Annotated in this window: 12 protein-coding genes; 8 read left to right on the top strand and 4 right to left on the bottom strand. The window is 54.7% G+C overall.

Translation table 11 applies throughout. The features are described 5' to 3' along the window. Nucleotides 1-10 precede the first annotated feature (10 nt). From U869_RS0101620 to U869_RS0101640, 5 genes are all read left to right on the top strand, one after another. On the top strand, nt 11-466 hold the full coding sequence (locus tag U869_RS0101620) for a lipocalin-like domain-containing protein (protein ID WP_025119612.1): 456 nt from the start codon (nt 11-13) through the stop codon (nt 464-466). Then, entirely contained in the window at nt 463-1,131 is a 669-nt protein-coding gene (locus U869_RS0101625; RefSeq protein ID WP_025119613.1) for a glutathione S-transferase family protein, read from the top strand. The genes U869_RS0101620 and U869_RS0101625 overlap by 4 nt, the downstream gene beginning before the upstream one ends. 46 nt (nt 1,132-1,177) lie before the next feature. Beyond that, on the top strand, nt 1,178-1,582 hold the full coding sequence (locus U869_RS0101630; RefSeq protein WP_025119614.1) for a VOC family protein: 405 nt from the start codon (nt 1,178-1,180) through the stop codon (nt 1,580-1,582). Between the two features lie 386 nt (nt 1,583-1,968). Beyond that, nucleotides 1,969-3,330, top strand: a complete 1,362-nt coding sequence (locus tag U869_RS0101635; RefSeq protein WP_025119615.1) for an NCS2 family permease — start codon at nt 1,969-1,971, stop codon at nt 3,328-3,330. A 185-nt stretch (nt 3,331-3,515) separates the two neighbouring features. Next, entirely contained in the window at nt 3,516-5,165 is a 1,650-nt protein-coding gene (locus tag U869_RS0101640; RefSeq protein WP_025119616.1) for a Na+/H+ antiporter, read from the top strand. Nucleotides 5,166-5,204: 39 nt separating this feature from the next. Here U869_RS0101640 and U869_RS0101645 read toward each other — a convergent pair whose 3' ends face one another. Then, nucleotides 5,205-6,908 (bottom strand): SulP family inorganic anion transporter, encoded by a 1,704-nt coding sequence (locus U869_RS0101645; RefSeq protein ID WP_029987243.1) that lies wholly within the window; start codon nt 6,906-6,908, stop codon nt 5,205-5,207. A gap of 275 nt (nt 6,909-7,183) precedes the next feature. Then, nucleotides 7,184-8,062 carry a LysR family transcriptional regulator gene (locus U869_RS0101650; protein WP_029987244.1) on the bottom strand — a complete coding sequence of 293 codons (879 nt, stop codon included), beginning with the start codon at nt 8,060-8,062 and terminating at the stop codon, nt 7,184-7,186. Between the two features lie 134 nt (nt 8,063-8,196). Between U869_RS0101650 and U869_RS0101655 the strand changes: the two genes are divergently transcribed. Both U869_RS0101655 and U869_RS0101660 read left to right on the top strand, forming a co-directional pair. Beyond that, complete coding sequence (locus U869_RS0101655) at nt 8,197-8,619, top strand: CidA/LrgA family protein (protein ID WP_025119617.1); 423 nt, start codon at nt 8,197-8,199, stop codon at nt 8,617-8,619. Then, nucleotides 8,612-9,301, top strand: a complete 690-nt coding sequence (locus U869_RS0101660; RefSeq protein ID WP_025119618.1) for an LrgB family protein — start codon at nt 8,612-8,614, stop codon at nt 9,299-9,301. Before U869_RS0101655 ends, U869_RS0101660 begins: the two co-directional genes overlap by 8 nt. Nucleotides 9,302-9,331: 30 nt before the next feature. Here U869_RS0101660 and U869_RS0101665 read toward each other — a convergent pair whose 3' ends face one another. After that, nucleotides 9,332-10,024 carry a CTP synthase gene (locus U869_RS0101665; protein WP_025119619.1) on the bottom strand — a complete coding sequence of 231 codons (693 nt, stop codon included), beginning with the start codon at nt 10,022-10,024 and terminating at the stop codon, nt 9,332-9,334. A 124-nt stretch (nt 10,025-10,148) separates the two neighbouring features. After that, on the bottom strand, nt 10,149-11,069 hold the full coding sequence (gene lpxP, locus U869_RS0101670) for a kdo(2)-lipid IV(A) palmitoleoyltransferase (protein WP_025119620.1): 921 nt from the start codon (nt 11,067-11,069) through the stop codon (nt 10,149-10,151). Between the two features lie 561 nt (nt 11,070-11,630). Here lpxP and U869_RS0101675 point away from each other — a divergent pair. Continuing rightward, a complete protein-coding gene (locus tag U869_RS0101675; RefSeq protein ID WP_025119621.1) occupies nt 11,631-14,930 on the top strand; it encodes an autotransporter domain-containing protein in 3,300 nt (1,099 codons plus the stop codon). Nucleotides 14,931-14,984 lie beyond the last annotated feature (54 nt).

Consider the following 14,984-nt stretch of genomic DNA (forward strand, 5'->3'; position numbering starts at 1 on the left):
GAGTGATGTGATGACAACGAATCAATTTATTGGCAGTTGGGCGCTGGTTTCTTCCGTATTTAAAGGGGAGGACGGTGCGCTACATCACCCTTTGGGTGAGCAAGTGTTGGGGCGGATCAACTACGAGTCTAACGGCACCATGGCGGCGCAGCTGTATAGCGCAACGCGGCCAAGGTTTGCCTCGGAGGATTTGGCGCAGGGTAGCGATCGGGAGATCCGCACCGCTTTTGTTAACATGCTTTGCTACTTTGGCCGCTACCGGATTGATGAAGATAAACAGTGTGTCATCCATCAGGTCGAGGGTTGCTCGTTTCCCAACTGGTTGGGCAGCCAGCAGATCCGTTTCTACAACTTCACCGGCGATACGCTGACATTGCGCACTGTACCGTTGCAGTTAGGCAACAGCGTACAGATTGGCGAGTTGGTGTGGCAGCGGCTCCAGGCCACCGAAGGAGTCACAGCATGATTATCGTGCATCATCTGAATAACTCGCGTTCGCAGCGCATCCTGTGGTTCCTGGAGGAACTGGGTGTTCCCTATCAAGTGGTGCGTTATCAGCGTGACAAGACCACCATGCTGGCTCCCCCCGAATTGAAAAAAATCCATCCGTTGGGGAAATCACCGATCGTGGTTGATGGCGATCTGACGTTGGCGGAATCGGGAGCCATTATCGAATACCTCCAGGAAGCCTATGACGCGCAAGGATTATTTACACCTACCGATTTTCACGCTCGCCAGGAGTATCGCTATTGGCTGCACTATGCCGAAGGATCGTTGATGCCCTTGTTGGTGATGAAGCTGGTGTTCAGCCGTTTGGGGCATCCGCCGATCCCGTGGGTGATGCGTCCGATAGCTGGGGCGATTGGTAAAGGCGTGCAGAGGGAATATCTGGATAAACAGATTGCGACGCACCGTGACTATCTGGAGCAACACCTGAATAAAAGCACCTGGTTTGTGGGCAACGAATTCAGCGCTGCGGATATCCAGATGAGCTTCCCGGTGGAGGCGTTGGCCGTGCGGGGTGGGCTGGAAGGATGCCCGAAACTGCAAGACTATCTGCAGCGTATTCACGCGCGCCCTGCGTATCAGCGGGCATTGGAGCAGGGGGGGCCGTTCAACCTGCTGGGTTGAAGGCATGAACTATACTCGATAGGGTCACTTTCATAGGAGGTAGCCCATGGCTACGCAAATTTTTATTAACCTGCCCGTTGGCAATTTGCCCGCTTCTATCGAGTTCTTCCGCCAACTGGGGTTTATCTTCAATCCACAGTTTACCGATGACACCGCCGCCTGCATGGTCGTGAGTGAGAGCATTTACGTGATGTTGCTGACCCACGAGAAATTCCAACTGTTTACCCCCAACCCCGTCAGCGATGCCAACAAAGCGACGGAGGTGCTGATTTGCCTGTCGCAGCCCAGCCGTGCCGCCGTGGATGCATTGGTGCGCAAAGCCATTGCCGCCGGTGGTAATACTTATAATCAGCCGCAGGAACACTGCAATATGTATGGTCATGGCTTCCAGGATTTGGACGGTCATATCTGGGAACTGATGTACATGGACGAGCACGCACTGCAGGCGTGATAACCTTTTCGCCCCGTAACATCGGGGCGCTGTTCTCCCCAATTTGCAACGTGATAAATCTCACAACTGCACCCATGATGCTCCCCGATGCACTTTCGCATAAAATGTCGCGATCTTTAGTTGATCCGACGGCATAGAAGGCTAGATAATCGTTTGCCTTAAAAACCCTGCCCAGTAACGTCTGGGGTTTTTAGGGGCAAGACCACCATAAATCACCCGCTGCATGCGATGAGAGTTAAACGTTTGCCTTTTACACGGCGTCTTTTTGCCGCGTTCCTGAAGGGTAAGGAAGCGAACGTGACGGAAACGGTTTCGTAATGACCATGCATCAGTGGGATAACACGCCTTTTCATCCAGGCTGGCAATGAAAAACAGGGGACAGCAACATGTCGAATTCTCAAGCAAATAACGCCGTAACACCCAAAGGCGGGCTTGATGCGTATTTTAAACTTACAGCACGGGGTACCAACGTGCGTCAGGAAGTGGTGGCAGGGTTAACCACCTTCCTGGCGATGGTCTACTCGGTGATCGTGGTTCCCAGCATGCTGGGTAAAGCCGGTTTCCCACCGACTGCGGTATTTGTTGCCACCTGCCTGGTTGCCGGTTTGGGTTCGTTGCTGATGGGCCTGTGGGCCAACCTGCCGATGGCGATTGGCTGTGCCATTTCACTGACCGCATTTACCGCCTTCAGTCTGGTACTGGGTCAGCACATCAGCATTCCTGTGGCGCTGGGTGCGGTATTCCTGATGGGGATCTTGTTCACCATCATTTCGATTACCGGTATTCGCTCCTGGATCTTGCGTAATCTGCCGATGGGGGTTGCGCATGGTACCGGTATTGGTATCGGCCTGTTCCTGCTGCTGATCGCGGCTAACGGTGTCGGCCTGGTAGTGAAAAACCCGCTGGATGGTTTGCCGGTGGCGTTGGGGGCATTTACCTCATTCCCGGTGGTGATGACGTTACTCGGGCTGGCGGTGATCTTCGGCCTGGAAAAACTGCGCGTGCCTGGTGGGATCTTGCTGGTCATTATCGCCATTTCGGTTATCGGCCTGATTTTCGACCCGGCGGTGAAATACCAAGGGCTGTTTGCCATGCCTAGCCTGGCTGGGCCAGACGGTAAGTCGCTGATCTTCAGCCTGGACATCATGGGTGCTTTACAACCGGTCGTGTTGCCAAGCGTGTTGGCGTTGGTGATGACGGCGGTGTTCGACGCCACGGGCACCATCCGTGCGGTTGCCGGGCAGGCCAATCTGCTGGATAAAGATGGCCAGATCATTAACGGTGGCAAAGCGCTGACTTCTGACTCCCTGAGCAGCATCTTCTCCGGGCTGGTTGGTGCGGCACCTGCGGCGGTGTATATCGAGTCTGCGGCGGGTACGGCGGCAGGCGGTAAAACTGGCCTGACGGCCACAGTGGTTGGGTTGTTGTTCCTGCTGATCCTGTTCCTGTCGCCGTTGTCTTATCTGGTTCCGGTGTACGCAACTGCGCCAGCACTGATGTACGTTGGCCTGCTGATGCTGAGCAACGTCACCAAGCTGGACTTCGACGACTTTGTTGACGCTATGTCCGGTTTGCTGTGCGCAGTGTTTATCGTGCTGACCTGTAACATCGTGACCGGCATCATGTTGGGCTTCAGCTCGCTGGTGATTGGCCGCGTGTTCTCTGGTGAATGGCGCAGGCTGAACATTGGCACCGTGTTGATCGCCGTGGCACTGGTTGCGTTCTATGCGGGCGGTTGGGCAATTTAAGCCGCTCTGCAACGGGGCCATCCTCTGGCCCCGTTGTGCATTTCCTTCAGACTATTCTCCTTATTTTCTGTGATGTGTTTTGAAAGGCACAACAAGCTTTATCCGTAGCAAAAAAAGTGATCTACTATCCAGATACTTGTTGCCAGCGAGCTTTGGTGATCTGAACTTAAGAGTCTAAGGAAAGCATGGAAATCTTTTTTACAATCCTCATTTTGATCCTGGTGGTCTCCCTGTCTGGGGTGGTAACGCGCATGTTGCCGTTCCAGATCCCGCTACCGTTAATGCAGATAGCCATTGGGGCCCTGTTAGCTTGGCCGAATTTCGGGCTGCACGTTGATTTTGACCCTGAGCTGTTTTTAGTGCTGTTCATTCCGCCATTGCTGTTTGCTGACGGTTGGAAAACACCGACGCGCGAATTCCTGCACCACGGGCGTGAAATCCTGGGGCTGGCATTGGTGCTGGTGTTGATCACCGTTGTCGGCGTCGGGTATCTCATTTACATGATGGTGCCGGGTATTCCGTTGGTTGCGGCGTTTGCGCTGGCGGCGGTGTTGTCGCCAACGGATGCGGTGGCACTGGGTGGTATTGTCGGCAAAGGGCGCATCCCCAGAAGCATTATGGGCGTGCTGGAAGGGGAGGCGTTGATGAATGACGCTTCTGGCCTGGTATCGTTGAAGTTTGCCATCGCGGTGGCGATGGGCACCATGGTGTTCACTGTCGGCGGTGCTTCCATGGAGTTCCTGAAGGTGGCGATCGGTGGCCTGCTGGCCGGTGTGGCCGTGACTTGGACATACAGTAAATCGCTGCGCGTGATGAGCCGTTGGAGCGGGGACGATCCGGCCACGCAGATTGTGTTGCTGCTGCTGTTACCTTTTGCTTCCTACCTGATTGCCGAACATATCGGCGTGTCTGGCATCCTGGCTGCCGTTGCGGCGGGGATGACCATCAGCCAGTCTGGGGTGATCCGCAACGCCCCACTGGCCATGCGTCTACGTGCCAACAGCGTCTGGGCGATGCTGGAGTTTGTGTTCAACGGCATGGTGTTCATCCTGTTGGGGCTGCAACTGCCGGGTATCCTGGAAACCTCGATTGTGCAGGCGGAACTGGATCCGACGATCGAGACCTGGTATCTGTTCACCGACGTGGCGATCATCTACGGTGCGCTGCTGGTGCTGCGTTTCAGTTGGCTATGGCTGATGAAAAAGGCCAGCAATCGCTTTATGAAAAAACGCCCACTGCAGTTTGGCGAATACAGCACGCGTGAGCTTTGGGTCGCTTCTTTCGCTGGCGTGCGTGGGGCGATTACGCTGGCCGGTGTGCTCTCCATCCCGCTGTTACTTAGCGACGGCACCGCCTTCCCGGCGCGTTATCAACTGGTGTTTATCGCCACCGGGGTGATCTTGCTGTCGTTGATCGTCGGCGTACTGGCCTTGCCGTTATTGCTACGGGGTGTACACGTGGCGGACAAGAGCGTCAGCAAGACCGAAGAGCGCATGGCGATTGCCATGGCTGCCGAAGTAGCGATCGAAAGCATCAACAAGATGGAAGAACGGCTGGTGGCAGACACCGAGGAAAACTTCGATCCGCAGGTGCTGAAAGAGGTGAGTTCCCGGGTGATCGGTATGCTGCGGCGGCGCATTGCCAGCAAAGATGATATCGAAAACGCCTTGGCGCTGGAAAACCTTGAGCGGCGTTTCCGGTTGACCGCGTTGCGGGCGGAACGTGGTGAGCTTTATCATCTGCGCGCCACGCAGAAAATCAGCAACGAGACGCTGCAAAAACTGCTGCACGATCTCGACCTGCTGGAAGCCTTGCTGGTTGAACGAGAAGGCTAACCCTCTGCTTAAGGGCCGCTGAGCGGCCCTTTTCTTATTCTACGAGGCTTCGGCCTTGCTCTCTTTACTCTGAATCAGCTTCAACGCCAGATACAGGTCAGGCACCAGGATCAGGCCACGATCTTTACCACTGGCGCGATCCACGCGAAACCAGCGTGTCAGTTCAGTACGTCGGCCTGCCAGCACCAGGCTTATCCCTCGCTGTTGCAGATCCCGCTTTAATTCTTCGATAGCTGCGAGAACGCTGATATCCGCGTGGGTAAAGCTGGCCACCGCATCAATGACGACCCAACGCGGCTGTAAGGACGAACCATCCACCAGGCTGGTGATCCGCCGCTTAAAATAGGCCACGTTAAAGTAGGTCAACGGCGAATTGAAGCGGTACATAATCACGCCATCGACCGGTTTTATCTCGTTGCTCTTACCCATCGAATGGATCATCCCGTCGGCGTTGACGCCGAGGAGTTGTTCAGTCGGTCGGAAAACCGTCTGTAGAAACTGCAACAGACCCAGCAGTACCGCCAGCCCGATGCCGGGAATGATCCCCACCAGCAGCACGCTCAAGAAGGTAAACAGCGCCAGATAGAACGCGGAACGATTGCGCTTGCGCAGCCGGAAAATGCTGCGCATATCCAGCAGCGACCAAGAGGCGTAAATCAGCACCACGCCGAGAACCGCGATGGGAATAAACTGCAAAGGCTCGCTAAAAAACGCGACTACGACCGCGATCGCCAGCGCGGCAATGATCGAAACCAACTGGCTCTTGCCCCCGTTGGCATCATTCACCGCGGTACGGGAGTTGGCGCCGCTGATGGCAAATCCCTGCGAAAGCCCGGAGACGATATTCACCAATCCCAGGGCGCGAAACTCGCTGTCGGCATCCACCTCGTAGCCATTTTTGGCTGCAAAGCTGCGGGTGGTCAGCATCATACTGACGAAGCTGACGACGGCCAGGTTGAGCGCCGGGATCACCAGATCGCGCAGTAGCCCCGGTTTAAAATTCGGCCATGTCACCATCGGCAAACTGCCGCCGGTATAGCCGCCGACCGTCGCGATACCAAAATGCGGTAAATTCGCCGCCCAGGTCAACGCCGTCGTCAACACCACGGCGAATAGCGGTGCGGGCCAGTTAGGCCGGGCGTAGTGGACGCCGAGCAGTATCAGCAACGTCAGCAGCGAGATAGCCATCGTCGGCCAGTGGCTGTTGAGTAAATTGGTCGGCAGCGCGTAAATGCGCTCAATCAATTCGCTGGAGGGCGAGGCATAGCCAAACACTTTACTGATCTGGTTGACGATAATCGTCAGCGCCACGCCGTTAAGCAAGCCATTCAGGATGGGGCGTGACAGCAGGTCCGCAATCGCCCCCAGTTTGAAACGGCTGGCGATCAGGCACCAGGTTCCCATCATCAGCGTCATCACGATGGTCAATTGCCAATGCAACTCGGTATGGCCAGCAGCTAACGGTGTGACCACGGCGGCGATCACCGCGCAGGTTGCCGCATCGGGCCCGACGATCAGCTGACGTGATGAGCCAAAAATGGCGTAGGCGATCATCGGTAGAATGCAGGAGTAGAGCCCGACAATGGCACTCACGCCCGCCAACTCGGCGTAGGCAATCGCCACCGGTAATGCCACTGCTGCCACCGAGAGGCCTGCACGGATATCAGGTTTTAACCAACTGCGCTCGTAAGCGAGCAGGTTCATCAGGCCTGGAGCGATATTCTGGAGGGATTTTCGCGGCATCTTTTTCCATCCGGCTTAGTCATGGGCGTGCTGTCTCTTTCGTTAGCCGGAAGAGTAGATCAGCGATTTTTGTTATTTTTAGGGAGTATTAGCCGAAGTATAGCAGGCGATTGTGACTTGAATTTGGTGGCCGAAGAATGGGGGAAGGGAGTGAAAGTGCTACAGTTTAATTCCAGTACCTGGCTGTGGCTCAGGACTAGCTTCCTCTCCCTGTAACGAGTATTAAGGACATCCTCGGTTTATATTTCGGGAGAGGGTTGGGGGTGAGGGGCTGGCTACGGCCAATACTCGCGGCAGCAGGCAATCCAGGCCTGCGCACTGTGGGAAAGATAGTTACCCTGACGCCAGATCAGCCCGACTTGCCATTCCATTCGTGGTTCTAACGGTAGCCAAAGCAGGCTTTCTTTATCCAACCATTGGCAGACCGGCTCTGGCAAAGTGGCAATGCCGACTCCGGCCTGCACCATCGCCGCCAGGAAATCCCATTGGCCGCTGCGTACGGCAATCTTGGGTTCGCAACCCGCCTGCTGAAAGGCTGCCATCAGCATTTTATATAGCGTGAAATCCTCGTTATAAATCAGGATTGGCCATTCGGCCAGCTCACTGATGGCGATACTGGTGCGATTGAGCCAATGTGCCGTTTTTGGCATTACCACGCACATCGGATGGCTTAACAAGGGTAAGAAGGTTAACGGCTGGTCAGAGACGGCGGGCAGTATCGTCATCGCCAGATCCAGCTCCCCGGTTAATACCGCCTGCTCAACCGACTGGCCGCCCAGCTCGGAAATCCTCAACTCGATCCCTGGATAGGTCTGACGGAACTGGCGGATCAAACCGGCGATTTGCCTGCCGACCATCGGTGGAATACCCAGCCGCAGCACACCCTTTTTCACCGAGCTGATATCTTCCAGTTCAGCCTCCAACTGACGGAACTCATCGAGAATGGCCAGGCCGCGTTGATAGACCGCCTGCCCACTATCAGTGAGGTGTAGCTTGCGCCCTTCTCGTACCAGCAGCGTACACTCCAGCTCGTCTTCCAGATGGCGTAGCATCTTGCTGATGGTGGGTTGGGTGACAAACAGCTTCTCGGCCGCGCGGGTGAAGCTTTGCTGGCGAACCACTTCCACAAAGTAACGCAGGGTGCGGACATCCACGTTGGACTCTCCTGATGGCGATACCGCCGGGAAAGTATTCCCTCACGGCATGATGTTGATGATTTTAATTCATTTCAGGCAGGGTTTCCCGGCTGCGTATACTGTAAGCCGTGATTATTTCCGAGGTTCCTTCCATGTCTCTGGCGTTACGCCGTTCCGCGCCTGCTGTTCTGACCCGCCTACAGGTGCCGATCCAGGTGGTGCTATATGCCCTGTTATTCCTGCTTGCCGATCGGCTGGTACAACAATTTCATCTACCGTTACCCGCGAACATCGTGGGTATGTTGCTGCTGTTGGCGCTAATCCTGTTGCGTATTTTGCCGCTTAACTGGGTGAAAGCCGGCTCACGCTGGTTGCTGGCTGAAATGCTGCTGTTTTTTGTGCCAGCGGTGGTGGCGGTGGTGAACTATGCCCAGTTGTTGATGGTGGAAGGCTGGAAGATTTTTCTGGTGATTGCCATCAGTACCATGTTGACGCTGGGCGTGACAGGGCTGGTGGTAGACCGGGTTTATCGCTTTGAGATCTGGCTGCAACGGCGGAAAACCCATCATGAATGACGTTATCCTCAGCGTGGCCTGCTTGGTGGTAACGCTGGTGCTTTATTTTGCCAATAAAAGGCTCTACCGCCGCCGTCGTAGTCTGTTGTTAATGCCGTTGGTGCTGACGCCGATGGTATTGGTATTGTTGCTGGTAGTGACGCACATCTCGTATCAGAGCTATATCGGTGAAACGCACTGGTTGCTATGGCTGCTTGGCCCGGCAACGATCGCCTTTGCCGTGCCGGTCTATGAAAACCTGCATATTATCCGCCGCCATTGGCTATCCCTTAGCGCTGGGGTACTCACCGCAGTGGTGGTCGCCGTTTACAGCTCAGTGTGGCTGGCTCGTTGGCTGACGCTGCCGGATGAAGTGCAGCGCAGTCTGGCGGTGCGTTCCATCACGACGCCGTTCGCGTTGGAAGCGGCCAAGCAGATGGGCGGCCAACCGGACTTGGTGGCACTGTTTGTGGTGATCACCGGCGTGTTTGGCATGGCGGTGGGCGATATTCTGTTCCTGCGCCTGTCGGTGCGTAGTGGTTTGGCGAAAGGGGCGGGATTTGGTGCCTCTTCGCACGGAGCCGGAACGGCCAGAGCCTATGAGATCGGCCAACAGGAAGGCGTGGTGTCCAGCCTGGTGATGATGCTGGCAGGGATTATCACGGTGATCGGCGCACCATTGATTGGCCGTTTGATGTGGTAATGGGGGCTGGAGTTAGCCCCCCAGAAATACTCAGCGAGCGGCTTGGATCAGGGCCACAATCAGCGGAGAAAGCTCATCACGTAACGCAGCACGTTCGGACTGGAACAGAGTGGCGGCATAAAAACGGTGTCCCGGTAGCTCCACCGCACGGACATCCCCTTCAGTATCATGCCCGCTGATGATCAGCGGATGCTGTTCCAGATCGGCGACAAATTCAGGATTCACCCCAAAGTTGCAGTGGTAGCCCTCATGAGTTTCCAGCTTGCCATAGGCACGGGCGATCATGGTGTTCGGCTGGAACAGGATGGTGCCGGTTTTCTCGACCAGTGAACAACTTAGCGGAGCGATCACCAGGCGCCCACCGTTATCGGTCTCCGCGTGGCCAGCATCATGCCAGCCCATCACATTGCGTGCATATTCCACCACGGCATATTGAAATCCACCGCAGGATCCCAGGAAGGGGATGTTCTGCTCGCGGGCATGGCGGATGGTCATAAAGACGCCGTCATCATTGCGATAGGGGCTGCCGGGTACCACCCAGATAGCATCGTAACCCTGTAAGGCAGAGATATCGGTCAACGTTTCTGTGGGGAGCCACTGGGATTGGATATCAATATCCAGGTGTGAGGCGGTGAGTTGTAGAGCGACGGGGATGGCTTGGTGGGCAACGGCTTCGCTGCGGTAATCGCCGACCAGAGCAAGACGAACCTGCGTTTTTAACATTTCCATTTTCCTGTGCGGGTAAAAAAGGATGTTACAGCAGAGTTAAATTTTGATCTGTGAGTTTTTCTAGGCAGAGCACAAAATGCGCGAGGGGCACCAGAGCTGGCCCCCTCAGAAAGTGAGTTTAATACAGTGACGGCGAACCGGCCGGGCGCGTTTTGAAGCGGCGATGTAGCCACAGATACTGCTCTGGGGCACGCATGATTTCTTTCTCTACCACTTTGTTCATGTAGGCGGCGGCGGCGACCTCATCGTCGAGTGGGTAGTCTTCCAATGCCGGTTGGATCAGCAGATCGTAGCCACAGCCTTTCGGGCGGCGGATCAACACGACAGGCACCAGCGCCGGTTTGGCCATACGGGCCAGCATAAAGGTACCGCTAGTGGTGGCGGCCTGATCGACAGCAAACAGCGGGGCAAACACGCTGCCACGTGGGCCGTAATCCTGATCGGGAGCAAACCAGACGGCTTCGCCACGTTTCAGTGCCTGCACCATGCCGCGCAGGTCTTTGCGATCCAGCATGGCTTTGTTGGAACGCATGCGGCCTTTGGTCTGTGCCCACTCCATGGCTTTGTTGTTGTGCGGGCGATACATCGCCATCATCGGCTGACACAGGCCCATCGCCCTGCCACCCAGTTCCAACGACATAAAGTGTACACCAATCACCAAGACACCACGGCCATCCTGCTGGGCCTGTTTCAGGTGGTTGATACCGGTCACGTTGAACCAGCGTTTCACGCGCTTATCTGACCAGAACCAGGCCATGCCAGTTTCCAGCAGGCCCATGCCGAGGGATTCGAAGTTACCGATAATTTTGCGCTCGCGCTGGGCTTCATCCATTTCCGGGAAGCACAGTTCAAGATTGCGGCGGGTGATCGACACGCGGCGTTTCAGGAAGCGCATTGAGGTGCGGCCCATCCACCCGCCGAGCTTATGCAGCACGGGATAGGGCAGTTGAACCAGCAGGAACAGAACGCCTAGGCCAAACCAGGTCAGCCAGTAGCGTGGGTGCAGTAATGCACGTTTGAAAGTCTGTGGACGCTTCATATTAACTCTATATGCGAAATGGGGTAGAAACCTGTAGCGCATAAAGAAGCGACTCGATAGCGATACAATACTCAGACACCCGGTCATGGTGATCGTTTAGCCATTGACTAAACCTTTACATTCGAAGGGCGGTTCGCACTGCTATCAGGCTTCGGAACAACGGCTGCATATGCCAGCGAAGGGGGCTCTCGTAGGCGGTATGATACCACACAAAACGTGGGTGTGAGAGCGGGCGGGCATGCGAAGATTCCCATTTGGCTTACTGCCTGGTTTGGCCGCGTGGCGGGGGTCATTGCCCCAGTGCCACTCAGATTTTTACAAAAGGCTGATCAGCACAGGAAAAGATCGCCATTATTGGGCAGATCCCAACTGGCATGTTTTAAGTGTTGGCTAGCGGCGTGACCCGCATCAAATAATTTAATTAATCATATAGCGGGTAAATGGTCTGGTAGCGATATAATTTATATTGATATGTATTAAAATTGCAGGCAATTTACTTATGATTCTTTATACAATAATGGAAGAATCGCTCGTTTCTCTTCTGGTGCAAGGATGGTTGGTATGAAAAGGCTCATTATAACGGCGGCATTAACCAGTTTATTACCTAGTTACAGTACCTACGCCGAAGAAAGTTATCTGGTCTATAACCCAAAGAATACTGCGGTATTTCAGGTGCGTTTCTTTGATCTCGGTGACGGTCCTTTTATGGGCGATGCCACGCAGCCGTATGAGTCGACCTGGGATTTGAATCGGCAGCAGAAAGCAAAAATACTGGATGCCATGCATTATTGGGCCGAAATTATTACCCCCAAACTAGGGCAATTACCTGCGGTCGTCAATGTGGGCACGTTTGATATGGCTAACGCAGCAGGTTCCAGCGAATCAGTAACCGATGGTGTCACCAGCATTACGCAATTGCAGGGGGCGCTGAACGGTGTTGATACTGGTGAGTTAACCTTTGGCTCTCATGCCCAATTTGTCATGGGAAAATTGGACTTTGATAATATTCCCTATGTTCCGGCGCAATTACCCCGCTCTGGCAAGACGGATCTGGTCAGCGTTGCTGTCCATGAGTTAGCTCACGGGTTAGGTATTTCCAATATGGCATCTGACCAGCAGGGAGCTGAGACATTCACTCCGGCTTTTGACAATCAGCCTTTTGGTTCGTGGACCGAGCATCTGCGTGATGACAATGGAAACCCAGCCCGGCCAGGTCAGGTCATATTATGCGAGGGATGTAAGAACCCATGGGATCCGCAAGGCTTTGATGTACGCCTCGATAAGGGGTATTTCGCAGGTAAAAACGTGGATCAAGTGCTGGCGGGGGCCATGCCCGGCGTTCCGGTGAGAATGTTGGCTGATGATGGCTCGGTTGATGATAACTATATGAGCCATATCGAGCTGAAAAACAGCATGATGAGCCACCAGAATTACCGCAACTATACTACGTTTATGGAAGCCGAGTTGGCGTTATTGCAGGACATGGATTATCAGATCGATCGGCGTAATTTCTTCGGTTTTTCGCTCTACGGTGATGGGCAGACGCTGGTTAATCGGCACGGCTACTTCTTACGTAATGAGCAGGGCAATAGCTACGTAGTGGGGCAATATAATACCGCAACAATGGGCGTTGGTTTGCATGTTTACGGCAGCAATAACCGCATCTTTCAGCAAGCGGATCTGCTAACTGAGGGCGCTGGTGGGGCTGGTGTTCGCATCGACGGGCAAAACAACACTTTGAACGTTGAGCCTGGGACACGCATTTATGCGGATGGGATCAATGGTCGTGCGGTGATGTTTGCCTATGGCATGGATCATAACCTTATTCAACGTGGTGATATTCAGGCATCAGGCATCAATGGTCTGGCCCTAAGTTTTGATTTTGGTAATAACCTGTTGGGCAACGATGTAGATTACCGAGGTTCCTGGATACACAATGTTGGCGAATATTCGGCCAAATTATTACCCGAGCTGGAGGGAGGGTTGGTGGATCGCGCCGACATTAGCGGACGGGTTGCCGGTAAAGGCGCGGCTATTTATATCTCGCCAAACGCGCTGGTCAATAATATTAATATATTAAACGGTGCTCGGCTGGAGGGTGATATCTACGCTGAGTATAATCAGTTGGATAATAATGGGCATCAGCGCCTTACCCAGTTGACCTTTGGGCGCATAGCCAATTCGCAAGGGCAGGCAACCGAGCAACCCGATCCCAATTTCAGGTTCAACTACCAGGGCAATATTTATGGTATCACCAACCTGGCGCTGAGCACTCATGGGGGGATCACGTCGCTGAATGGCGATCATTATATTTACAGCATGTTGATTGCACCGGGTTCCACGCTGGCAGGCAACAGCAATTATACCCTGAACCCGGCGGGTAGTTTTGTGAATGACGGTATTCTTGCGCCGGGTAATTCGCTAGGGCGAATCGAAGTCACCGGCCTCTATCAACAGGGTGAGAATGGGCAATTACTGTTGGAAGTCGATGGGCACGGTGGGCACGATACTTTGGTGATTAACGGCCATGCTGAACTCAACGGTCAACTGACGTTTGCACCGCAACCAAACTGGTACGCGCCAGACTGGCGGCTGGACTCGGACGAGATACTGAAAGCAACGTCGTACAGCGGTGAATTCCGTACGGTAAACGCTTTGCTCAGTTCGCCTACGTTGGCCTTGCAGGCAACACCGCAAGGAGAGAATCATTGGCAGCTTGCGATGCTGCGTGCTGATAACGCCTACAGCCAATACGCCCAGGACAGCAACGCGCAGCAGGTTGGCCAGGCGTTAGACCGCATGGTTACGGTCGCGGGTACCGATATTCAACCGCTGTACCAAACGTTGGACTTTTCAGCCGCCGATGGCAGCAGTGTGAGCAGTGCCTTGCAGCAACTTTCCCTCGCAGCCTACAGTGCGATGTTCGCCAGCTCGCTTAATCGTGAACAACAGATTACGCGGATCGTCAGTGGCACCACTACGCCAGAACTGCAGGTTGCCGGAGAGTGGCACAGTTTTGCCATCCCGTTTGGCGGCGGCTTCTGGCAGCAACGGCAAAGCGATCGGGTTGGCTATGATGCCAGCAGCTATGGCGTCGTGTTTGGTGCCGAAAAGCAAAGCGAGCAGCAGAGTCACTGGGTGTATGGTTTCCACGGCGCGGTCAGTGGCCAATCGGTCACGGTCAAATCACCGGAAAACGCGACCGGTAAAACCACGGCTTTCGATCTGGGGATTCAGGCTCGTTACGCCGTCGATCAACGGGCTGGAATGTACCTGTTCGGCAGTGGTCGCTTTGGTATTGAAGATAGCCGCTTGGATCGCAGCATCAGCGTAGAGACTTATCAGGCGAAACAACAGGCCAGTTGGACCGGCCTGGCAGGATCTGTTGCCGCTGGTGGTGGCTACCGTTGGGCATTGAACGACCATCTGAGCGCTGGCCCGGTGGCCGCGTTGAATTACACCACCTTACATCGCCCGGACGTGAAAGAGACGGGCAGTGACAGTAGCCGCCTGGCGTTAAATTCGAGCACCTTTGATTCTCTCCGTTCCAGCATTGGGATAAACGGCAGTTGGGGTGTGCCACTCACTTCAGGAGCGGCGATTGCCGCCGATCTGCAACTCACTTGGGATCACGAGTTGCTGGATACCGATGTGTCGCAAGAAGCGTCTTTCGCCAACTACCGCACGGCGAGTTTCAGCAACAATAGCCAGGTGGCCGGGCGTGATGCCATGGGAGTAAAAGCCGGGGTACGTTATCAAATCAATAAGGATGTGGAGCTGGGCGTGGGGGTGGAGAGTGAGCTGTTTCGTTCAGGCTTTGACTCGCTAGCGGGCAATCTGTCAGCCGTCTGGCGTTTCTGACAGGCAAAGAAAAAGGCGCCAACCAAATGAGGTAAAAGCGCCTTTTTTCAACAG

Origin of the sequence: Serratia sp. H1w (assembly GCF_000633355.1) — a bacterium.
Classification (GTDB): domain Bacteria; phylum Pseudomonadota; class Gammaproteobacteria; order Enterobacterales; family Enterobacteriaceae; genus Chania.